We start from the raw sequence: 17,646 nt of genomic DNA on the forward strand, positions 1-17,646 counted from the left end.
CCGGGGACTACTTGCCGCCCAGGGCCTGCTTGATGGCGGGAAGCCCACCCGGGCCGTTGTTGCTGCCCCGCAGGTTCTTCTGCGAGATGATCTTCTGGATGTTCGCGATGCGATCCCTGTTGGTGGGGTGCGTGCTCAGCCACTTCATCAGCGCGGGCGTGTCGCCCTGCTCCTTCTGGAGCTTCTCGAAGAAGGTGATGAGCCCCCGCGGGTCATAGCCCGCGCCGGAGGCGTAGCGGGCGCCGTACTCGTCGGCTTCAATCTCCTCGCCGCGGCCGTGCGCCAGCAGCGTGCCGCCGCTCACCAGCGACGCGGCGATCTGCGCCACGGTGCCCGGGTTCTGTCCCAGCGCCGCCTGGGTGATGGCCTGCAGGCCCATCTGGCTCACCATGGCGCGCGCCGAATGACGGCCCACCACGTGGCCCGCCTCGTGCGCCATGACGCCGGCCAGCTCCGCCTCGGTGTCCGCGGCCAGGATGAGGCCCGTGTAGACGTACAGGTAGCCGCCGGGCGTGGCGAAGGCGTTTACCGTCTTCGGGTCGTCGATGACGTTGATCTTCCACTTCACCCCGGGCCGGTCCTTGGAGGCCTGGTTCAGGATGCTGGCGGAGATGCCGCGCACGTAGTCGACGACGGCCGCGTTCTGCACGTACTTGATCTTCTCCTTCGTCTCCAACTCCGCTTTGACCTGCTTGCCGAGCTGCTCCTCCTGCTCGTCGGAGATGAGGGTGCGGGCCACGGCCTTCTCGGCGGAGATGCGCTGCTTGGTGCAGCCCGTCGACAGGCCCAATGCCAGGGTGACTCCCAGTACCGCCACGAGGATGCGCTGCATGACGAGTGCTGCCTTTCTTTCCAGAGGTCTACGCCGCGTCGCTCCGCGGGAGGCGCGACGCTGGCCCACATCGGCACCTGCCTTCAAGGGCCACGTGGTGCAAGCATCCAGGCATTCGGCTTTCGCGCCGCCACCACACCCGTGTTCGCTGCCCGGCAGGTAGGCGGTGCGTGGGGACGCCCGCCGGTGTATGTGCCCCGCAGGATGCCAGAGCTACCCGAAGTCGAAATCGCGCGGCGCAACCTGGTGCGCTGGTTCAGCGACCGGCGTCTCGTGCGCGCCGAGTCGGAGAACACCCGCATCTTCCGCGGCGCCGAGCGCCAGCAGTTCGACGCACTGACGGGCCGGTTGGAGTCGCTGGTCCGCCGGGGCAAGTACCTGCTCTTCGCCTTCGAGGGCGGCAAGGGACTGCTGGGGCACCTGGGGATGACGGGCAAGTTCGTCCGCCGCACCGAGGGGCAGGTGGCGCCCTACAGCCGCGCCCGGTTCCATCTGGACGACGGCCATGTCATCCACTTTTCCGATCCACGGATGTTTGGCCGCCTGGAGCCGGCGCCAGCCGCGCGCCTGCGGGAGCTGGACGCGGTGCGAATCCTGGGGAGGGATCCGCTGGCGGATGGCCTCACCGCGGGGCAGCTCCAGCAGGCCGTGGGCTCCTCCCGGAAGGAGCTGAAGGTGGCGCTGATGGACCAGGAGCGCATCTCCGGCCTGGGCAACATCCACACCGCCGAGGCGCTCTTCCGCGCGGGCCTTCACCCCTCGCGCCAGCCCGGCTCCCTGACGCCGGACGAGTGGAAACGCCTGGTCCAGGCCATCCGCGCCTCCATCGACTTCGGCCTCAAGGAGCAGGAGGGGGAGGAGCCGGTGTACCTGGAGGAGGGGCGCTCGGAGAATCCATTCCAGGTGTACGGCCGCGCGGGGAGCCCATGCTCCCAGTGTGGCACCCGGGTCGAGTCCTTCACCCAGGGAGGCCGTACCACCCACTTCTGCCCCCGGTGCCAGCCGGAGGACGGGCGCCGAAGTGAGGCGGGGGCGCCGGCCGTTGACGGCGCGAAGGCCCGCCCTGGTAAGCGTTGACACCCCTTGGTCCCGTCGCTTGAATCGCCCGCCTTTCAGACCCGGCCGCCCCAGGTGGCCCTGGAGATCGTTGCCCATGTCTCACGCCCTGCTGGCGGCGCTACTCGTCGCTTCGTCCACGGCCACCGCTCAGACACCGGTGCCGGAGGGTAGCCCGCCCGCGCCCGCGGAAGCCGCACCCGCTGCTCCCGCCGCCCCCGCGGAGTCTGTTCCCGCGGCGACCGCGCCTGTGTCCTCCACTCGCGAGGGCGTCAGCCGTGACGACCTGGAAGCGCTGAAGGAGGAGCTGCGCGAGGAGATTCGCGCCGAGGCCGCCAAGCAGTCCATTGGCGCCACGGACGAGTGGGCCGAGGAGTTCCCGGAGGAGAAGCGCAAGCTCGAGGTCTTCACGCTCGACGGCTACTTCCGCGTCCGCCCCACGCTCTTCTACAAGTTCGACCTGGGCAAGGCGCCCGGCCGGGAGCTCTTCCCGCGCTCGCCTCGCAGCGCGCAGGAGAACACCCAGTCCTTCGCCACCATGCGCGTGCGCCTGGCGCCCACCTTCAACATCTCCGAGCAGGTGGCGTTGAAGATGGAGGTCCTCGGCCTGGACAACTTCATCATGGGCGCCATGCCGGACACGCTGCTGCCCGGCAACACGCGCAACCTCTTCGGCATCTTCTCCGAGAGCCAGGACCCGCTGGCGGACGCGCTCCAGGACTCCATCAAGCTGCGCCGCGCCTACGGTGAAGTGAAGACGCCGGTGGGCATCCTGCGCTTCGGCCGCATGGGCAGCCAGTGGGGTCTGGGCATGCTGCGCAACGACGGCACCTGCTTCGACTGCGACTTCGGCGACACCGTGGACCGCGTCCAGTTCGTCACCAACCCCTTCGAGGGCTGGTACGTGACGCCGATGCTGGATTTCAACTCGGAGGGCGTCACCGACACGCGCGGCACCGTGGGCGAGCCCATCGACCTGACCCAGTCCGATGACGCGCACAGCTGGGTGATTGCCATCGCGCGCCGGGACACCGACCAGGTCATCCGCTCCAAGCTGGACAACAACCAGGGCGTGCTCCAGTACGGCCTGCACTTCACCTACCGCACCCAGAAGTGGGAGTACGACGGCTCCACCACGAACGGCCAGAACACGGGCTTCATCCCGCGTGACGCGACGCTGTTCGTCCCGGACCTGTGGCTGAGGTACGAGGAGAAGAACTGGCGGCTGGAATTCGAGGCCGCCGCCCAGCTGGGCCGCATCGGCAACCGCGCGCTGGACGTGGGCGGCATCAACGACCCCACGCTCAACCAGAGCCTCACCGTGGCCCAGTTCGGCGGCGTGGCGCAGGGTGAACTGCGGCTGCTGGACCAGAAGCTGTCGCTGAACATGGAGCTGGGCTTTGCCTCCGGTGACAAGGCGGCGGGCTTCGGCAACCAGCCGGGCCGCCCGGGCTCGGGCTCCAACGGTCGGACGGTGGAGGGTGACTTCGAGGGCCCGCAGTACGCCTGCGACGTGGGTGGATGCGCGGACAACGCCATCCGCAACTTCCGCTTCAACCGCGACTACCGCATCGACCTCATCCTGTGGCGTGAGCTGATGGTCGGCATCACGGACGCCTTCTATGTCCGCCCGTCGGCGAAGTACACCATCACCGAGGGCTTCGACATCTACGGCCGCGTCATCTACTCGCAGGCCATGTACGCGCAGTCCACGCCGTCCTTCACGAACAAGGCGCTGGGCCTGGAGGTCAACGTGGGCGCGGACTACAAGACGGAGGACGGGTTCGTCGCCGGCATCGCGTACGGCATCCTGTTCCCGATGAGCGGCTTGCAGGAGTTCAGCGAGACGCTGCGCAACGACCTGGACACGCCACAGACCATCCGCGCGTGGCTGGGGATGCAGTTCTAGCCATGCGCCAGGTCCTCGCGCGGCTGTGCGTGGCCGCCAGCGTGTCACTGACGCTGGCGGCGTGTGGCATCAAGGGGCCGCCTCGGCCACCCGGGCCGCCGCCAGCGCCCGCGACGGAGACGCAGCCGCCGCCCCCTGAGTCGGAGCGAGGGCCCCTGGAGCCGTCGGGGCCCACCCTGTCTCCCACGCCGGAGACCGGGGTGGAGACGCCGCTGTCACCGCCGGAGTCCGAGGACGCGGGAGTCCCGTGAATCACTTCGCCTACCGCAAGGGCGTGCTCCACGCGGAGGATGTGCCGCTGGCGGCCATCGCCGAGTCCGTGGGCACGCCCACCTACGTGTACTCCACCGCCACGCTCACCCGGCACGTTCGGGTGGTGACGGAGGCCTTCGGAGACCGGCCGCACCTCATCTGCTACTCGGTGAAGGCCAACTCGAACCTGGCCATCCTCAGGCTCATCGCCGAGCGGGGCGGCGGGTTCGACATCGTCTCCGGCGGCGAGCTGGCCCGGGTGCGGCACGCGGGAGGGGACACGGCGAAGACGGTGTTCGCTGGCGTGGGCAAGACGCAAGATGAGATGGAGACGGCGCTGGCCGCGGGCATCCTCCTCTTCAACGTGGAGAGCGCCGAGGAGTTGGATGCACTGGACGCCGTGGGCCGCCGCCTGGGGCGCCGCGCGCCGTTCGCCCTGCGCGTGAACCCCGACGTGGATGCGCGCACGCACCGTTACATCTCCACTGGCCTGAAGACGTCGAAGTTCGGCGTGCCGTTCGAGGAGGCGGTGGCCCTCTACGCGCGCGCGAAGAAGATGAAGGGCCTGCTGGCCGCCGGGTTGGATTGCCACATCGGCTCGCAGCTCACCCAGACGGCGCCCATTCGCGCGGCCTTGTCCAAGGTGGCGGGCCTGTACTCCGCGCTCAAGGCGAAGGGCCATCCGCTGGCGTACCTGGACGTGGGCGGCGGGCTGGGCATCACCTATTCGGACGAGACGCCGCCGTCTCCGGAGGAGTACGCCCGCACCGTGCTGGCCGCGGCTGGTGCCACCGGCGCCACGCTCATCCTGGAGCCGGGCCGGGCGCTGGTGGGCAACGCGGGCGTGTTGCTCACGCGCGTGCTGTACCGGAAGAAGACGCCAGCGCGGCATTTCGTGGTGGTGGACGCGGGCATGAATGACTTGCTGCGCCCCGCGCTCTACGAGGCGCACCACGGCCTTCAGCCCCTGGTGAAGCGGCGGGGCAAGGCGGTGGAGGTAGACGTGGTGGGGCCGGTGTGTGAATCCACCGACGTGCTGGCGAAGGCTCGGCCCCTGGTGCTTCCGCAAGCAGGCGAGTTGTTCGCTTTCATGAGCGCGGGCGCGTACGGCATGAGTATGTCGTCCACTTATAACTCCCGGCCACGCCCGGCCGAGGTGCTGGTGGACGGTGAGGCGTGGCGCGTGGTCCGGGAGCGGGAGCGCGTCGAGGATCTCTGGCGCGGCGAGCGGGCCTGAACGTATAAGCGCCGGCATGAAGACCTTCGAAGGCTCCATGACGGCGCTGGCCACTCCGTTTCGCAACGGAGCGCTCGATGAGCCCGCATACCGGGCGCTGGTCCGCCAGCAGATTGAAGGGGGCACCAGCGTGCTGGTCCCCATGGGCACCACCGGCGAAGCCGTGACGATGACGGCCGACGAGCGGGCCCGCGCGGTGAAGGTGGTGGTGGAGGAGGCGAAGGGCCGCGTGACGGTGGTGGGCGGCGCCGGCTCCAACAGCACCGCGGAGACCATCGATGGTGTGCGCCGCGTGCGCGACGCGGGCGCGGACGGCACGCTCATCGTCACGCCCTACTACAACAAGCCCACGCAGGCGGGCTTGCTGGAGCACTACCGCGCGGTGGCCAAGGCGCACCCGGGCTTCCCCATCATCGCCTACAACGTGCCGGGCCGGACGGGCGTGGACCTGCTGCCCGACACCGTGCTGCGGCTGTGTGACATCCCCGAGGTGGTGGCGCTCAAGGAGGCCACCGGCAGCATGCCTCGGGCCATCGACATCCTGGAGAAGTGCGGCGACAGGATGACGCTCTTGTCCGGTGACGACTTCACCGTGCTGCCCTTCATCGCCTGCGGCGGCAAGGGCGTCATCTCCGTGTCCTCCAACGTGGCGCCGCGGATGATGGCGGACCTGGTGGCGGCGGCGCGCGCGGGGAATATCGCGGTGGCGCGCGACCTCCAAGTGCGGATGAACGAGCTGCACCGCCTGCTCTTCATCGAGTCCAACCCCACGCCCGTGAAGTGGGGATTGCACGTGATGGGATTGTTCGGGCCCGAAGTGCGGTTGCCCCTGGTGCAGATGACCGAGCCCAACGCCGCGAAGCTTCGCGACACCCTGCGCCAGCTGGGCCTGCTCGCGGGCTGAGCTTCTCTCATCCCTCCGTTACCTGGAGCGCGGCAGACATGATTCGCACCGTCATCACCGGCATCACCGGCCGCATGGGCAGCACGTTGCTTCGCCTGGCGCGCGACTCGGGAGACCTGCGGGTGGTGGGAGGCACGGCGCGGCCGGGCAGCGCCTCGGTGGGCCAGGACGCCGGGGTGGCGACGCGGCTGGGCCCGGTGGACGTGACGGTGGTGGACAGCCTGGAGCGAGCGCTGGACGCCGCTCAGGCGGACGTCGTCATCGACTTCACCAGCGCGGAGCTGAGCGTGGCGCACGCGAAGGTGTGTGCCGCGCGCGGCGTGGCCCTGGTGGTGGGCTCCACCGGCTTTACGCCGGAGGCGTCCGCGGCGCTGGCGGAGAGCGCGAAGGCGGTGCCCATCGTCGCCGCGCCGAACATGTCGGTGGGCGTCAACCTGGTCATCCGCATGGCGGCGGAGCTGGCGCGGGTGCTGGGGCCGGGCTTCGACGTGGAGGTGCTGGAGGCGCACCACCGCATGAAGAAGGACGCGCCCAGCGGCACCGCGCTGCGGCTGGCGGACGTGCTGGCGGAGGCCCTGGGGCGCACCCAGGAGGACCTCACCTTCGCGAGGCATGGGCAGATTGGCGCGCGGCCCGCGCGCGAGATTGGTGTGCAGACGCTGCGGGGCGGCGACGTGGTGGGCGAGCACACCGTGTACTTCCTTGGCGAGGGCGAGCGCATCGAGCTCACGCACCGCGCCACCAACCGGGACCAGTTCGCTGCTGGCGCGCTGAGGGCCGCGCGCTGGGTGACGGGGCGCGCGCCTGGTCTCCATGACATGGCCGACGTGCTCGGCTTCCAGAGGACTTCATGACGACCGCGCGCTACTGCCGCTTCCTGCATGAGGGCCGTGCGCACCACGGCCGGGTGGAAGGCTCCGAGGTGGTGGTCCTCACCGCCGCACCCTGGGCCGGCGCGAAGGAGACGGGCATCCACCGTTCGCTGTCCTCGTTGACGCTGCTGGTGCCGTCGGACGCGTCCAAGGTCGTGTGTATCGGTCAGAACTACCGCAAGCACGCGGAGGAGATGGGAAAGCCGGTGCCGCCCGAGCCGCTCATCTTCACCAAGCCCTCCACGGCGCTCAATGGCACGGGCTCGCCCATCCGCATCCCCAAGGCGAGCCAGGAAGTCCACTACGAGGCGGAGCTGGCACTCGTCATCGGCGAGAAGCTGAAGAACGCCAACGAGTCCACCGCCGCGCGCGCCATCTGGGGCCTCACCTGCTTCAACGACGTGACGGCGCGCGACGTCCAGCGCCGCGAGATTCAGCACACCCGCGCCAAGGGCTACGACACCTTCGCGTGCGCGGGGCCGTGGGCGGTGACGGGCCTGTCTCCCGACGACCTCCACATTGTGTGCCGGGTGAACGGGCAGGTGCGCCAGGACAGCCGCACGTCCGACATGGTTTTCAGTCCCGCGCGCCTGGTGTCGTTCATCTCCCACATCATGACACTGCTGCCCGGGGACATTGTCAGCACCGGGACGCCGTCGGGTGTGGGGAAGCTGTCGGCCGGGGACACGGTGGAGGTGGAGCTGGAGGGAATCGGAACCCTGGTGAACCCTGTTGAGATGGAGCCGTGAGCGACACCGTCTACGTCGGGTTGGGTTCCAACGAGGGGGAGCGCGAGAATCACCTCGTCGCCGCCCTGTCCGCGCTGTCCCGCATCGACGCGGTGGCGGTGCTCCACTGCTCCTCGCTTTTCGACAGCGCCCCCGTGGGGCCGCCGCAGCCGCGCTTCCTCAACGCGGTGGTGGCCCTGGAGTGTGGCCTGCCGCCGCAGCGGCTGCTCTGCATCCTTCAGCAGATTGAGAAGGACCTGGGCCGCAGCCGGGAGGTGCGCTGGGGCCCGCGCACCATCGACCTGGACATCCTCTTCTGGGAGGGCCAAGTGGTGGCCGACCCCACGCTCCAGGTGCCCCACCTGGAGCTGCACAAGCGCCGCTTCGCCCTGGAGCCGCTCGTTGAACTGGCGCCCCACCTGCGTCATCCGGTACTGGGGATGTCGGTGAAGGAGCTCCTCGGGAAACTCGCCCCGCAGGATGTCCGCAGGAGCGAGGCCACGTGGTGGCCGGAAGCGAGCTACTCGAGCAACGACACATGAACCTGTCCCTTGCCCTGGCCACTGCGGCGCTGCTGACCGCCCAGCCCTCGACGCTGCCTCCCGGCCACCCGGTCATCCCTCCGGGGACCACGGCCTCCCCCGCCACCTCTGGCATGCCGGAGGGCCACCCGCCCACGGAAGGCGTGGCTCCCAGCATCAGCCCGGAGCAACTGCCCCCAGGCCACCCGCCCATGTCGGGCACGGGCCGGGCGCCGCCGTCCGCGGAGGAGTTGCTGCGTCAGCTCGACTCCACGGAGGGGCTGGCGGACCGGGAGAAGACCTTCGAAATCGCCGCGTCGCTGGGCCGCCTGTACTACGTGAACGGCCGCAACGCGGAGGCCAGCACCTACCTTCAGCAGGCCCTGGCGCGCGCCCAGCCCACGCGGGAGCTGTTCCTGGCGCAGCGCAAGAAGCTGGGCAAGGCCACGGTGCCCATCGCGAAGGCGACGAGCTGCGGCTTCACCCCGGAGATGCCGGTGGAGGAGATGGGCGCCGCCGCGCAGGCGCTCGCGAAGAAGGGGGACACCGCGGGCGCGGCGTCCTGTGCTCGCGCGGCACTGGCTCCGGTGTTGGACGTGGCGGTGATGCAGGCCAACGCGCTCTACCTGTCCAACGACAGTGGCAGGGCGCTGGTGGCCTACGACGCCGTGCTGGAGGTGGAGCCCCTGCACGAGGAGGCCCTCTACGCGCGTGCGGCGCTGCTCTTCGAGACGAAGGGCGACGACGTGGCGGCGCTGAAGAAGGCGGGCGAGGGCTTCGAGGCGGTCGCTACCACGTACCCCGATTCGTTCCGCGCGCCCATGGCGAAGCGGATGGTGGCGCTCGTGGAGGAGACGGTGAAGGCGGGGGGCCGCAAGCAGTTGCTCGCCTCGCGCGCGGAGGACCGCCGCATCCGCCTGTCGCAGGCGCCTGCTGCCGCCGCGCCGGATGCGCCGCGGCCGCTGTCGCAGGAGATGGTGGACGCGGTGAAGGGCACCGAGCGCACGCCGGAGCTGGAGCAGGGCCTGGCGAAGCTGGTGGACGAGGGCGAGGAACTCCTGGCGAAGGGCCAGTACCAGGAAGCGCTCGCGAACTACACGCGCGTGGTTCCCTTCCAGCCGGAGAACGGGCGCGCGAAGGCGGGCATGGCCTGGTCCCTGGTGAGCTTGGAGCGCCCCATGGCGGCGCGCGTGTGGGGCGTGGCCGTGCAGACCGACCCGCTCTCCGTGGAGAAGCTGGGCGACACGCTCAAGGCCAAGGGCGACGACAAGGGCGCGAAGGCGCTCTGGGAGAAGCTCGCTACCGACGCGCCGGATTACCCCAACAAGGCGAGTCTGCAGGCGAAGCTGGGCAAGTAGCGCCCGCGCGCTAGAAGTGCTTCGCGGCCAGCGGGTCCTGCACGTTCAGTAGGACCGCGCGGCGGCCCTCCGCGGCCCTCGCCTCAGACGAACTTCGCGGCCAGCAGGTCCTGCACGTCGAGCAGGCCCACGGCGCGGCCCTCCACGTCCACCACGGGGAGCTGGTCCACCCGCAGCTCGCGCATCTGCGTGGCCGCGGCCAGCACCAGCGTCTCCGGCGTCACGCAGCGCGGGTTCTTCCCCATCAGCTCGCGCACGGGCACGGTGAAGTCGGTGAGGCCCGCCTCCACGCGGCGGCGCAAGTCGCCGTCGGTGAAGATGCCCACCAACTTCCCCGCCTTGTCCACCACGCACGCGGCGCCCGGACGGCCGGGCGTCTTCGTCATCACCGCCACCACCGCGGACAGGGGCGAGGTGTCGCGCACCAGCGGGTTGGCGTTGCCGGTGCGCATCAGCTCGAAGACGCGCTGCACGGAGCGCCCCAGCTTGCCGCCCGGGTGCAGCAGCGCGTAGTCCTCCGTGCCGAAGGGCCGCGAGCGCAGCACCGTCATCGCCAGCGCGTCGCCAATCGCGTGCAGCGCGGCGGTGGATGCCGTGGGTACGAGGCCCATGGGGCAAGCCTCCGCGATGGCGCCGATGTCCAGCACCACGTCCGCGCCGCGGCCCAGCGGGCTCTTTGCGTCGCCGGTGAGGGCGATGACGGGCGTCTCCATCCGCTTGAAGGAGGGGAGCAGGCGAATCAGCTCTTCCGTGGAGCCGCTGTTGGACAGCGCGAGGATGACGTCGCCCCGGCCCACGCGGCCCAAGTCTCCGTGCACGGCCTCGGCGGGGTGGAGGTACACGGAGCGGATGCCCGTGGAGGCCAGGGTGGCGGACAGCTTCTGGCCGATGTGGCCCGCCTTGCCCATGCCGGTGACGATGACCTGGCCCCGGCAGTCGCGCACCAACTGCACGGCGCGCAGGAAGTCGTCTCCCAGACGTTCCGTCACGCCGAGAATGGCGCGGGCCTCGGCCTCCAGCACGCTCCGCGCGTAGGCGAGCGTGGCCTCCGCGTCGGGGAGGACGGCAGGTGCCTGGGCGGGACGGCCGGGGAGGGCGCGAAGGCGGGGCTTCTTGGCGGCGGAGCGGGAAGGGCGGGCCATGTTCAGTGTCCGGCCTTCTACCTCCGCCCCCCCGCGGTGGCCACCCTTGACGCATGGGGGGGCATCGGTTACGCGCCTGCTCGCCCGGCCTCCTTTGGCCGGGGCACATTCCACCTTCAAGAGAGGGACGAGATGAAGTTCTTCATCGACAGCGCCGACGTGGAGGAGATTCGCAAGGCCCACGCCATGGGCTGCGTGGACGGAGTGACGACCAACCCGTCCTTGCTCGCCAAGGTGGGCCGGGGCCTGGAGGAGACCATCCGCGAAATCTGCTCCATCGTGGATGGCCCCATCAGCGCCGAATGTGTGTCCATGGAAGCGGACGAGCTCATCAAGGAAGGCCGCTCCCTGGCGAAGATCCACGACAACGTCGTGGTGAAGATTCCCATGGGCGTGGAGGGCATGAAGGCCACCAAGGCGCTGACCGCCGAGGGCATCCGCACCAACGTCACACTGTGTTTCTCCGCCAACCAGGCCCTGCTGTGCGCCAAGGCCGGCGCCACCTACGTGTCGCCCTTCGTCGGCCGGTTGGATGACATCTCCCAGGACGGCATGGAGCTCATCTCCCACATCCTGGAAATCTACCGGAACTACGAGCAATTCAACACGCAGGTGCTGGTGGCCAGCGTTCGCAACCCCGTGCACGTGCTCCAGGCCGCCCGCCTGGGCGCGGACGTGGCCACGCTGCCCTACAACGTCATCACCCAGCTGGCGAACCACCCGCTCACCGACGCCGGCATCAAGAAGTTCCTGGCCGACTGGGAGAAGGTCCCCAAGGCCGCCAAGCCGCCCGCGTCCAAATAGACCCTCCGGAAATACAGACTAACATCGGTTTTCATGGCTCCAATCCCTCTGCGGGGTTGGGGCCTGTTTTTTTGAGAAAAATGGAGCCCGTCCTCCTCCGGTTCCCGGTGGGTTGCACTGGCGATTTCGCGCTGCGGCATGTATTCGTTGACTCCCGAGTCAACGAGCCGAACCCGTCACGAGGTCCCCATGGAATTCCAGCTCACCGACGCCCAGCGCGCGCTGCAGGACGCGGCACGCAAGTTTGCCCGCGAAGTGGTGCGTCCGAAGGCCGCCCACTACGACGAGACGGCCACCTTCCCACTCGATTTGCTGACGACCGCGTGGGAGCTGGGGCTGCTCAACATGGCGATACCCGCCGAGTACGGCGGCGTGGGCCTGTCCCACCTGGACCAGACCATCGTCGCGGAGGAGTTGAGCTGGGGCTGTGCGGGCGTGGCGACGTCCATCATCGCCAACGACCTGGCCAACCTCCCCATCATCCTCCACGCGACGGAGGAGCAGAAGAAGCGGCTGCTCACGCCCTTCACGGAGAAGCTGAAGTTCTCCTCGTTCTGTCTCACGGAGCCCGAGGCCGGCAGCGACGTGGCCAACATGCAGACCACGGCGCGGCTGGACGGAGACCACTACGTCCTCAACGGCGCCAAGTGCTTCATCACCAACGGCGGCCAGGCGAGCCAGTACACGGTGTTCGCCACGGTGGATAAGGGCAAGAAGCACAAGGGCATCACCTGCTTCGTGGTGGAGGGCCGCCCCGAAGGGCTCTCTGTCAGCAAGCACGAGAACAAGATGGGCCAGCGCGCCAGCGAGACGGTGTCGCTGACGTTCGAGGACGTGCGCGTCCCGGTGGCCAACCGCATTGGCGAAGAGGGTCAGGGCTTTGCCATCGCCATGGCCACGCTGGACAACAGCCGCCCGCTGACGGCCATGTTCTCCGTGGGCATCGCCCGCGCCGCGCTGGAGCACTCCATGGAGTACTCCACGCAGCGCCGCACCTTCGGCAAGCCCATCATCGAGCACCAGGCCATCCAGTTCATGATTGCCGACATGGCCATGAACACCCACGCGGCGCGCATGCTCACCTACGAGAGCGCGTGGCTGCTCGACGAGGGCAAGCGCAACTCCCTCCAGTCCAGCTACGCCAAGTGCTTCGCCGCGGACATGGCCATGAAGGTCGCTACCGACGCCGTCCAGGTGTACGGCGGCTACGGCTACATTAAGGAGTACCCCGTGGAGAAGCTGATGCGCGACGCCAAGCTCATCCAGGTCTACGAGGGCACCAGCCAGGTCCAGCGGCTCGTCATCGCGCGGGAACTGTTCAAGTAGCGCCGCGGCACCGCGTCCGGCGGCCGTTTCCCATTGCCGCCGCGACGCGCCAATGCCTATTAACCCAGACCGTTTTTTCCAGATTCCAAACTCCTCCCCGTAAGGAGAAGCACCGCCGTGAAGATCCTCGTCACCGCCAAGCGCGTGGAAGACCCCGAGTCGAAGATCAAGGTCAAGCCGGATGGCTCGGGCATCGTTCAGGAGGGGCTGAAGTACAAGATCAACCCCTTCGATGAAATCGGCGTCGAAGAAGGACTTCGGCTCGTCGCGAAGCACCAGGGCGAGGTCGTCGTGGTGTCCATCGGTGGCAAGGAAGTGCAGGAGCAGCTCCGGCACGCTCTGGCCATGGGTGCGCACCGCGCAGTGTGGGTGAACCACACCGGTCCGGTGGACCAGCTCGGCATCGCGGCCCTGCTCCAGAAGGTCGTGGAGAAGGAGCAGCCGGACCTCGTCATCCTAGGCAAGCAGTCCATCGACGATGACCAGAACCAGGTAGGCCAGTACCTCGCCGAGTTCCTCGGCTGGGGCCAGGCCACGTTCGCTTCCAAGGTGGAGTCCATGGAGAGCGAGCAGGAGAAGAACAAGGTTCCCGCCATCGTCCTCACCGCCGACAAGAAGAGCGTGCAGGTGATTCGCGAGGTCGACAACGGGCTCGCTACGGTGGAGTGCCAGCTGCCCGCCGTCGTCACCACGGACCTGCGCCTCAACCAGCCGCGGTACGCCAGTCTCCCGGGCATCATGAAGGCGAAGAGCAAGCCCATCGAGGAGCTGACGCCGGCCAAGCTGAGCGTGGATGTCACCCCCGCCATCCAGGTCCTGAAGATGTCCTCGCCCCCGGCGCGCAAGGCCGGCATCAAGGTCGCGGACGTTCCTGCCCTGGTCGAGAAGCTGCACAACGAGGCGAAGGTCGTCTGAGCGGCCCTTCCGCACACTCTCTACGGAGTCATCCAAATGCCAATCGTTCTCATTGTCGCCGAGCAGCAGCCGGACGGGAACCTCCGCAAGGCCACCTTCAACGCCATCTCCGCCGGTAAGCAGCTCGCGGAGAAGGCCGGTGGTGAGCTTCACATCGCCCTGGTGGGTAAGGACCCCTCGAAGGTCGCTGACGAGCTCAAGGGATACGGCGCGAAGGCCGTCCACCTGGGCGCCGCCGCCGAGTTGGAGCACTACCTCGCGGAGACCTACGCGCCCGCCATCGCCGCCCTGGCCCAGGAGCTGAAGGCGGACTACATCGGCATGGCGTCCACCGCGCAGGGCAAGGACCTGCTGCCCCGCGTGGCCGGCCGTCTGCGCGCCGCCATGGCCACCGACGTCATGGCCATCAACGGCAGCGGCGCGGACATCACCTTCACCCGTCCCATGTGGGCCGGTAACGTCTTCGCCGACGTGAAGCTCACCACGCCGGTGAAGGTGCTCACCCTGCGCGCCACCGAGTTCCCCGCCGCCGCTGGCGGTCAGGGCGCCGCCGAGGTGAAGACCTTCAGCCCGAAGGTCGAGGCTTCCAAGACGAAGTTCGTCGACTTCAAGGAAGTGAAGAGCGCGCGTCCCGAGCTGACCGAGGCTCGCGTCGTCATCTCCGGTGGTCGCGGCACCAAGGGCGACTTCAAGGAGATTGAAGGCCTGGCGGACGACCTGGGCGCCGCGGTGGGCGCGTCCCGCGCGGTGTGCGACGCGGGTTGGGTTCCCAACGACCTGCAGGTCGGCCAGACGGGCAAGGTGGTGGCTCCGGCGCTCTACATCGCGGCGGGCATCAGCGGCGCCATCCAGCACCTGGCGGGCATGAAGAGCTCGAAGACCATCGTCGCCATCAACAAGGACCCCGAGGCCCCCATCTTCCAGGTGGCGGACTACGGCATGGTGGCGGACCTCTTCAAGGTGCTGCCCGAGCTGCGTGCGGAGCTGGCGAAGCTGAAGTAGTACCGGAGGGCACGGACGTGTCCTGACGCAAGGGGCGACGTGGGGACCTCCCCGCGCCGCCCCTTCGCATTTTCACCTCACAGCTCGATGTCGCGGCCCGCGTCGCGCGGCGCCACTTCTTTGGGCTCCGGGGCCTCGTCCGCGTAAGGCGGCTCGGCGGGCAGTGGCAGCTCGGGGCGCTTGCGTGGTTCGGCTCGGAGCAGGTCGATGAGCGTGCCGTCGCTCAGGGCGACGATGAGGTTGTTGAACTGCCAGGGGCCGTCTCCGCGTTTCTCACCCTGCGCGTGTAGCGTGCCCTTGCCGTCGGGCCCCTCGAGCGGGAGGGAGAACTGCGCGCGAGAGACACCGTTGCGGCTCTGTACGGAGCTGCGTCGGGGCAGGCCGCTTTCGATGGGCGTGCCCAGGGCGCGCCGCACCCGTGCGTCGCCGCTGGCGATGGCCACGGCCTCCTGGTGCGCGTCAGACTGCCCCAGGGAGGAGAAGCCCAGGTACGTGGCGAGCACTCCCAGGCCGATACACGAGGCGAGCAGCCCCAGGCATCCCAGCGGAAGGACCCAGCGCCAGTGGCGGCTCCACCAGCCAGGCCGAGGCGCCATTGAACCTTCCTGTGCTGTGTCCATGGCCGCCTCCTCCCACTTCACGCGCGGCCTCCTCTTATTCGCTCCCGAGGCTCGGGGGAACGCGTGGAAGCCGTCCGGCACCGCCAGCGGTTGGTGTGTGTACCGGGCAACAGGTAGATTTCGCGAGTGCTCCCAAGGGCCGGGGAGCACGTGAGGCTGGGCGCATGCCTTCGCGCAGATCCTCCTCCGCAGAGGTGTTGTTGGACGTGCTGGAGGCACTGCCTCCAGGGCACCGGCTGTGGGTGCGTGGCGCGGGGCGAAGCCTGTTTCCGCTGCTGCGGGCCGGGGACTCGGTGCGGGTGATGCGCTGTGGCCCGGGCTCGCTGGCGACCGGGGACGTCGCGCTGATGCGGCAGGGGCGCGAGCTGGTGGCGCACGTGGTGGTGTCCACGCGGCCGTGGCGGACGGCCTCGCTGCTGGGGCCCCAGGACGCCCCGGGAGGCGTGACGCTGGGCCGGGTGGTGGCCATCCGCAGGGGCCGCTGGGTGATTCCACTGCCCAGACCGCTGCGTCCGGCGCTGCGGCTGGCGCAGCAGGCCGCGTCCACGGCGTGGGCCTGGCCTCGGACCCGGCTAGTGTCTCGGGGCGTGTGGGACTTCCTCTTCGCCGGATGGTCGCTGCCGCTTCGTCGCCGCCTGGTGGGGCCGTTGGAGGTGCGGCTCCTGACGGCCGGCGACCTGGACGCGCTCCTGGCCTTCGCCAGTGAGCGGCTGGTGGTGTCTCCGGGCTTCCTGCGCCGTCAGCTGCGCGAGCGCTGGGGCCTGCTGGACGCGGAGCGCAGAGGGGCCGCGGCGGGCGCCTTCGACGCCCAGGGACGGATGCACGGCTTCGCCTGGGTGGACTCCTACCGGCAGGAGGGCTTGCAGTTGGAGGGCGTCTGGGTGCGCTCCCTGGTGGTGGCGCCCCGCGTGCGGCGAATGGGCGTGGCCACGGGGCTGCTGGAGTGCCTGATGGAGGAGGCCCGACGCCAGGGGCAGTCGCACGTCTTCGCGGACGTGGACGACGACAACACGGCGTCGCTGCGCACGTTCGAGCGGCTGGCGTTCCGGCGAGCGGACGCCACGCTGACCCAGCAGGCCAACGAGGCCTGGGATGCCACGGGCCGCTCCAAGCGGCTGGTCGTCGTCGAGCGCACCCTGTAGGTGCGCCGCCGGAGGTTGCGCGGCCGCCCTGGCTGCGTCAAAAAGCCCGCGGCCGTGGCCGCCGTGACGTCCCCTGGCGAGCCCGGCGTCAATCTCTCCGGTGGCCCGCGCGATATGAGCACCTCGACGTCCGACATGCTGGGGGGGGCCACGGAGCCCTCGTCGCGGTCGCAGCGACTTCGCGCGGATGGGGCGCTGGCGCTCATCACTTCCTTCTGGGGCATCACCTTCGTGGTGGTGAAGGACGCGCTCGGGCACGGCGACCCGTTCAGCTTCCTCACGCTGCGCTTCATCGTGGGCGCGGTGGTGTTGAGCGCCCTGGCGGGACGGCAGGTGCTGACGGCGCGCAACCTGCGCAGCGGCACGATGCTGGGCACCTTCCTCTTCCTGGGGTTCTCGCTTCAGACGGTGGGGCTCACCACCACCACGCCGTCGCGCTCGGCGTTCATCACCGGGCTGTGCGTGCTGCTGGTGCCGCTGCTGTCGCTGGTGCTCTACCGGAAGGCGCCGAAGTTCACCTCGCTGCTGGGGGTGGGCACGGCGGCGGTGGGGCTCTACCTCTTCACGCAGCCCGACGCGGGGCTTGGCAGTGGCGGCCTGTCGTCCGGAGATGTGCTGTCGCTGGGCGGCGCGGTGGCCTACGCGTGCCACATCCTCATGACGGAGCGGCATGCGCCGAAGCAGGGGGTGATGGGGCTGGTGGCGGTGCAGCTCTGGACGGTGGCGCTGCTGTCCGCGCTGTGCCTGCCCTTCGTGGAGCGGCGCGTGGCCTGGCATCCGTCCTTCGTGGGGGCGGTGCTCGTCTGCGGTGTGTTCGCCAGCGCGGTGGCCATCAGCCTCCAGACATGGGGGCAGGCGCGCACCACCGCGGTGCGCGCGGCGCTCATCTACTCGTTGGAGTCGGTGTTCGCCGCGCTGTTCTCAGTGATGCTGGGCTACGAGACGCTCGGGCCTCGCGAGTGGCTGGGCGGCGCGCTCATCCTGTCGGGCGTGTTGATGTCGGAGGTGGGGGCGGCTGCTTGGGGG

At 69.3% G+C, this 17,646-nt stretch carries 18 protein-coding genes; 15 read left to right on the forward strand and 3 right to left on the reverse strand.

From position 1 onward, the window contains the following. Nucleotides 1-7: 7 nt before the first annotated feature. On the reverse strand, nucleotides 8-832 hold the full coding sequence (locus tag F8M74_RS26115) for a M48 family metallopeptidase (RefSeq protein WP_140856814.1): 825 nt from the start codon (nucleotides 830-832) through the stop codon (nucleotides 8-10). A gap of 204 nt (nucleotides 833-1,036) precedes the next feature. Between F8M74_RS26115 and mutM the strand changes: the two genes are divergently transcribed. From mutM to F8M74_RS26160, 9 genes are all read left to right on the forward strand, one after another. Beyond that, complete coding sequence (mutM, locus tag F8M74_RS26120) at nucleotides 1,037-1,909, forward strand: bifunctional DNA-formamidopyrimidine glycosylase/DNA-(apurinic or apyrimidinic site) lyase (protein ID WP_141258040.1); 873 nt, start codon at nucleotides 1,037-1,039, stop codon at nucleotides 1,907-1,909. 76 nt (nucleotides 1,910-1,985) lie between these two features. Continuing rightward, the gene (locus F8M74_RS26125; protein ID WP_141258039.1) at nucleotides 1,986-3,797 is read left to right on the forward strand and encodes a TIGR04551 family protein; all 1,812 of its coding nucleotides are present in this window, start codon (nucleotides 1,986-1,988) and stop codon (nucleotides 3,795-3,797) included. Between the two features lie 2 nt (nucleotides 3,798-3,799). After that, nucleotides 3,800-4,048 carry a lipoprotein gene (locus F8M74_RS26130; RefSeq protein ID WP_171410268.1) on the forward strand — a complete coding sequence of 83 codons (249 nt, stop codon included), beginning with the start codon at nucleotides 3,800-3,802 and terminating at the stop codon, nucleotides 4,046-4,048. After that, the gene (gene lysA, locus F8M74_RS26135) at nucleotides 4,045-5,286 is read left to right on the forward strand and encodes a diaminopimelate decarboxylase (protein ID WP_141258037.1); all 1,242 of its coding nucleotides are present in this window, start codon (nucleotides 4,045-4,047) and stop codon (nucleotides 5,284-5,286) included. Before F8M74_RS26130 ends, lysA begins: the two co-directional genes overlap by 4 nt. Before the next feature lie 16 nt (nucleotides 5,287-5,302). Continuing rightward, the gene (dapA, locus tag F8M74_RS26140; protein WP_141258036.1) at nucleotides 5,303-6,190 is read left to right on the forward strand and encodes a 4-hydroxy-tetrahydrodipicolinate synthase; all 888 of its coding nucleotides are present in this window, start codon (nucleotides 5,303-5,305) and stop codon (nucleotides 6,188-6,190) included. 38 nt (nucleotides 6,191-6,228) lie between these two features. Continuing rightward, nucleotides 6,229-7,044 carry a 4-hydroxy-tetrahydrodipicolinate reductase gene (gene dapB / locus F8M74_RS26145; protein WP_141258035.1) on the forward strand — a complete coding sequence of 272 codons (816 nt, stop codon included), beginning with the start codon at nucleotides 6,229-6,231 and terminating at the stop codon, nucleotides 7,042-7,044. After that, the gene (locus F8M74_RS26150; protein ID WP_141258034.1) at nucleotides 7,041-7,811 is read left to right on the forward strand and encodes a fumarylacetoacetate hydrolase family protein; all 771 of its coding nucleotides are present in this window, start codon (nucleotides 7,041-7,043) and stop codon (nucleotides 7,809-7,811) included. The genes dapB and F8M74_RS26150 overlap by 4 nt, the downstream gene beginning before the upstream one ends. Next, nucleotides 7,808-8,332, forward strand: coding sequence for a 2-amino-4-hydroxy-6-hydroxymethyldihydropteridine diphosphokinase (gene folK, locus F8M74_RS26155; protein ID WP_141258033.1), 525 nt, complete (start codon nucleotides 7,808-7,810; stop codon nucleotides 8,330-8,332). Before F8M74_RS26150 ends, folK begins: the two co-directional genes overlap by 4 nt. After that, entirely contained in the window at nucleotides 8,329-9,669 is a 1,341-nt protein-coding gene (locus F8M74_RS26160) for a hypothetical protein (RefSeq protein WP_141258032.1), read from the forward strand. Before folK ends, F8M74_RS26160 begins: the two co-directional genes overlap by 4 nt. A gap of 83 nt (nucleotides 9,670-9,752) precedes the next feature. Here the strand turns inward: F8M74_RS26160 and F8M74_RS26165 are convergent, their stop codons facing one another. Beyond that, nucleotides 9,753-10,811, reverse strand: a complete 1,059-nt coding sequence (locus F8M74_RS26165) for an SIS domain-containing protein (RefSeq protein WP_140794916.1) — start codon at nucleotides 10,809-10,811, stop codon at nucleotides 9,753-9,755. Nucleotides 10,812-10,943: 132 nt separating this feature from the next. Between F8M74_RS26165 and fsa the strand changes: the two genes are divergently transcribed. The 4 genes from fsa to F8M74_RS26185 all read left to right on the forward strand — a co-directional run bounded on the left by fsa (nucleotide 10,944) and on the right by F8M74_RS26185 (nucleotide 14,858). Further along, a complete protein-coding gene (gene fsa / locus F8M74_RS26170; protein WP_141258031.1) occupies nucleotides 10,944-11,615 on the forward strand; it encodes a fructose-6-phosphate aldolase in 672 nt (223 codons plus the stop codon). A 189-nt stretch (nucleotides 11,616-11,804) separates the two neighbouring features. Beyond that, on the forward strand, nucleotides 11,805-12,941 hold the full coding sequence (locus F8M74_RS26175; RefSeq protein ID WP_026114250.1) for an acyl-CoA dehydrogenase family protein: 1,137 nt from the start codon (nucleotides 11,805-11,807) through the stop codon (nucleotides 12,939-12,941). A 117-nt stretch (nucleotides 12,942-13,058) separates the two neighbouring features. Then, complete coding sequence (locus F8M74_RS26180; RefSeq protein WP_141258030.1) at nucleotides 13,059-13,856, forward strand: electron transfer flavoprotein subunit beta/FixA family protein; 798 nt, start codon at nucleotides 13,059-13,061, stop codon at nucleotides 13,854-13,856. A 36-nt stretch (nucleotides 13,857-13,892) separates the two neighbouring features. Further along, the gene (locus tag F8M74_RS26185) at nucleotides 13,893-14,858 is read left to right on the forward strand and encodes an electron transfer flavoprotein subunit alpha/FixB family protein (protein WP_140866355.1); all 966 of its coding nucleotides are present in this window, start codon (nucleotides 13,893-13,895) and stop codon (nucleotides 14,856-14,858) included. A gap of 77 nt (nucleotides 14,859-14,935) precedes the next feature. Here the strand turns inward: F8M74_RS26185 and F8M74_RS26190 are convergent, their stop codons facing one another. Then, the gene (locus F8M74_RS26190; protein WP_228560779.1) at nucleotides 14,936-15,454 is read right to left on the reverse strand and encodes a cytochrome c oxidase assembly factor Coa1 family protein; all 519 of its coding nucleotides are present in this window, start codon (nucleotides 15,452-15,454) and stop codon (nucleotides 14,936-14,938) included. A gap of 188 nt (nucleotides 15,455-15,642) precedes the next feature. Between F8M74_RS26190 and F8M74_RS26195 the strand changes: the two genes are divergently transcribed. Together F8M74_RS26195 and F8M74_RS26200 are read left to right on the forward strand one after the other, a co-directional pair. Continuing rightward, nucleotides 15,643-16,620 (forward strand): GNAT family N-acetyltransferase, encoded by a 978-nt coding sequence (locus tag F8M74_RS26195; protein WP_141258028.1) that lies wholly within the window; start codon nucleotides 15,643-15,645, stop codon nucleotides 16,618-16,620. Further along, nucleotides 16,621-17,646, forward strand: a 1,026-nt coding sequence (locus F8M74_RS26200; protein ID WP_141279887.1) for a DMT family transporter, incomplete at its 3' end; no start/stop codon positions are given.

Source organism: Myxococcus sp. CA023, assembly GCF_010998615.1.
In the GTDB taxonomy this organism is placed as follows: domain Bacteria; phylum Myxococcota; class Myxococcia; order Myxococcales; family Myxococcaceae; genus Myxococcus.

Excerpts from the sequence above, each read along its gene's own strand:
- F8M74_RS26150 (WP_141258034.1), top strand. The coding sequence starts at position 7,041 with ATGACGACCGCGCGCTACTGCCGCTTCCTGCATGAGGGCCGTGCGCAC.
- F8M74_RS26190 (WP_228560779.1), bottom strand. The coding sequence starts at position 15,454 with ATGGCGCCTCGGCCTGGCTGGTGGAGCCGCCACTGGCGCTGGGTCCTT.
- F8M74_RS26165 (WP_140794916.1), bottom strand. The coding sequence starts at position 10,811 with ATGGCCCGCCCTTCCCGCTCCGCCGCCAAGAAGCCCCGCCTTCGCGCC.
- fsa (WP_141258031.1), top strand. The coding sequence starts at position 10,944 with ATGAAGTTCTTCATCGACAGCGCCGACGTGGAGGAGATTCGCAAGGCC.
- F8M74_RS26195 (WP_141258028.1), top strand. The coding sequence starts at position 15,643 with ATGCCTTCGCGCAGATCCTCCTCCGCAGAGGTGTTGTTGGACGTGCTG.
- F8M74_RS26115 (WP_140856814.1), bottom strand. The coding sequence starts at position 832 with ATGCAGCGCATCCTCGTGGCGGTACTGGGAGTCACCCTGGCATTGGGC.
- dapB (WP_141258035.1), top strand. The coding sequence starts at position 6,229 with ATGATTCGCACCGTCATCACCGGCATCACCGGCCGCATGGGCAGCACG.
- dapA (WP_141258036.1), top strand. The coding sequence starts at position 5,303 with ATGAAGACCTTCGAAGGCTCCATGACGGCGCTGGCCACTCCGTTTCGC.
- F8M74_RS26185 (WP_140866355.1), top strand. The coding sequence starts at position 13,893 with ATGCCAATCGTTCTCATTGTCGCCGAGCAGCAGCCGGACGGGAACCTC.
- mutM (WP_141258040.1), top strand. The coding sequence starts at position 1,037 with ATGCCAGAGCTACCCGAAGTCGAAATCGCGCGGCGCAACCTGGTGCGC.
- F8M74_RS26175 (WP_026114250.1), top strand. The coding sequence starts at position 11,805 with ATGGAATTCCAGCTCACCGACGCCCAGCGCGCGCTGCAGGACGCGGCA.
- F8M74_RS26125 (WP_141258039.1), top strand. The coding sequence starts at position 1,986 with ATGTCTCACGCCCTGCTGGCGGCGCTACTCGTCGCTTCGTCCACGGCC.
- F8M74_RS26160 (WP_141258032.1), top strand. The coding sequence starts at position 8,329 with ATGAACCTGTCCCTTGCCCTGGCCACTGCGGCGCTGCTGACCGCCCAG.
- F8M74_RS26130 (WP_171410268.1), top strand. The coding sequence starts at position 3,800 with ATGCGCCAGGTCCTCGCGCGGCTGTGCGTGGCCGCCAGCGTGTCACTG.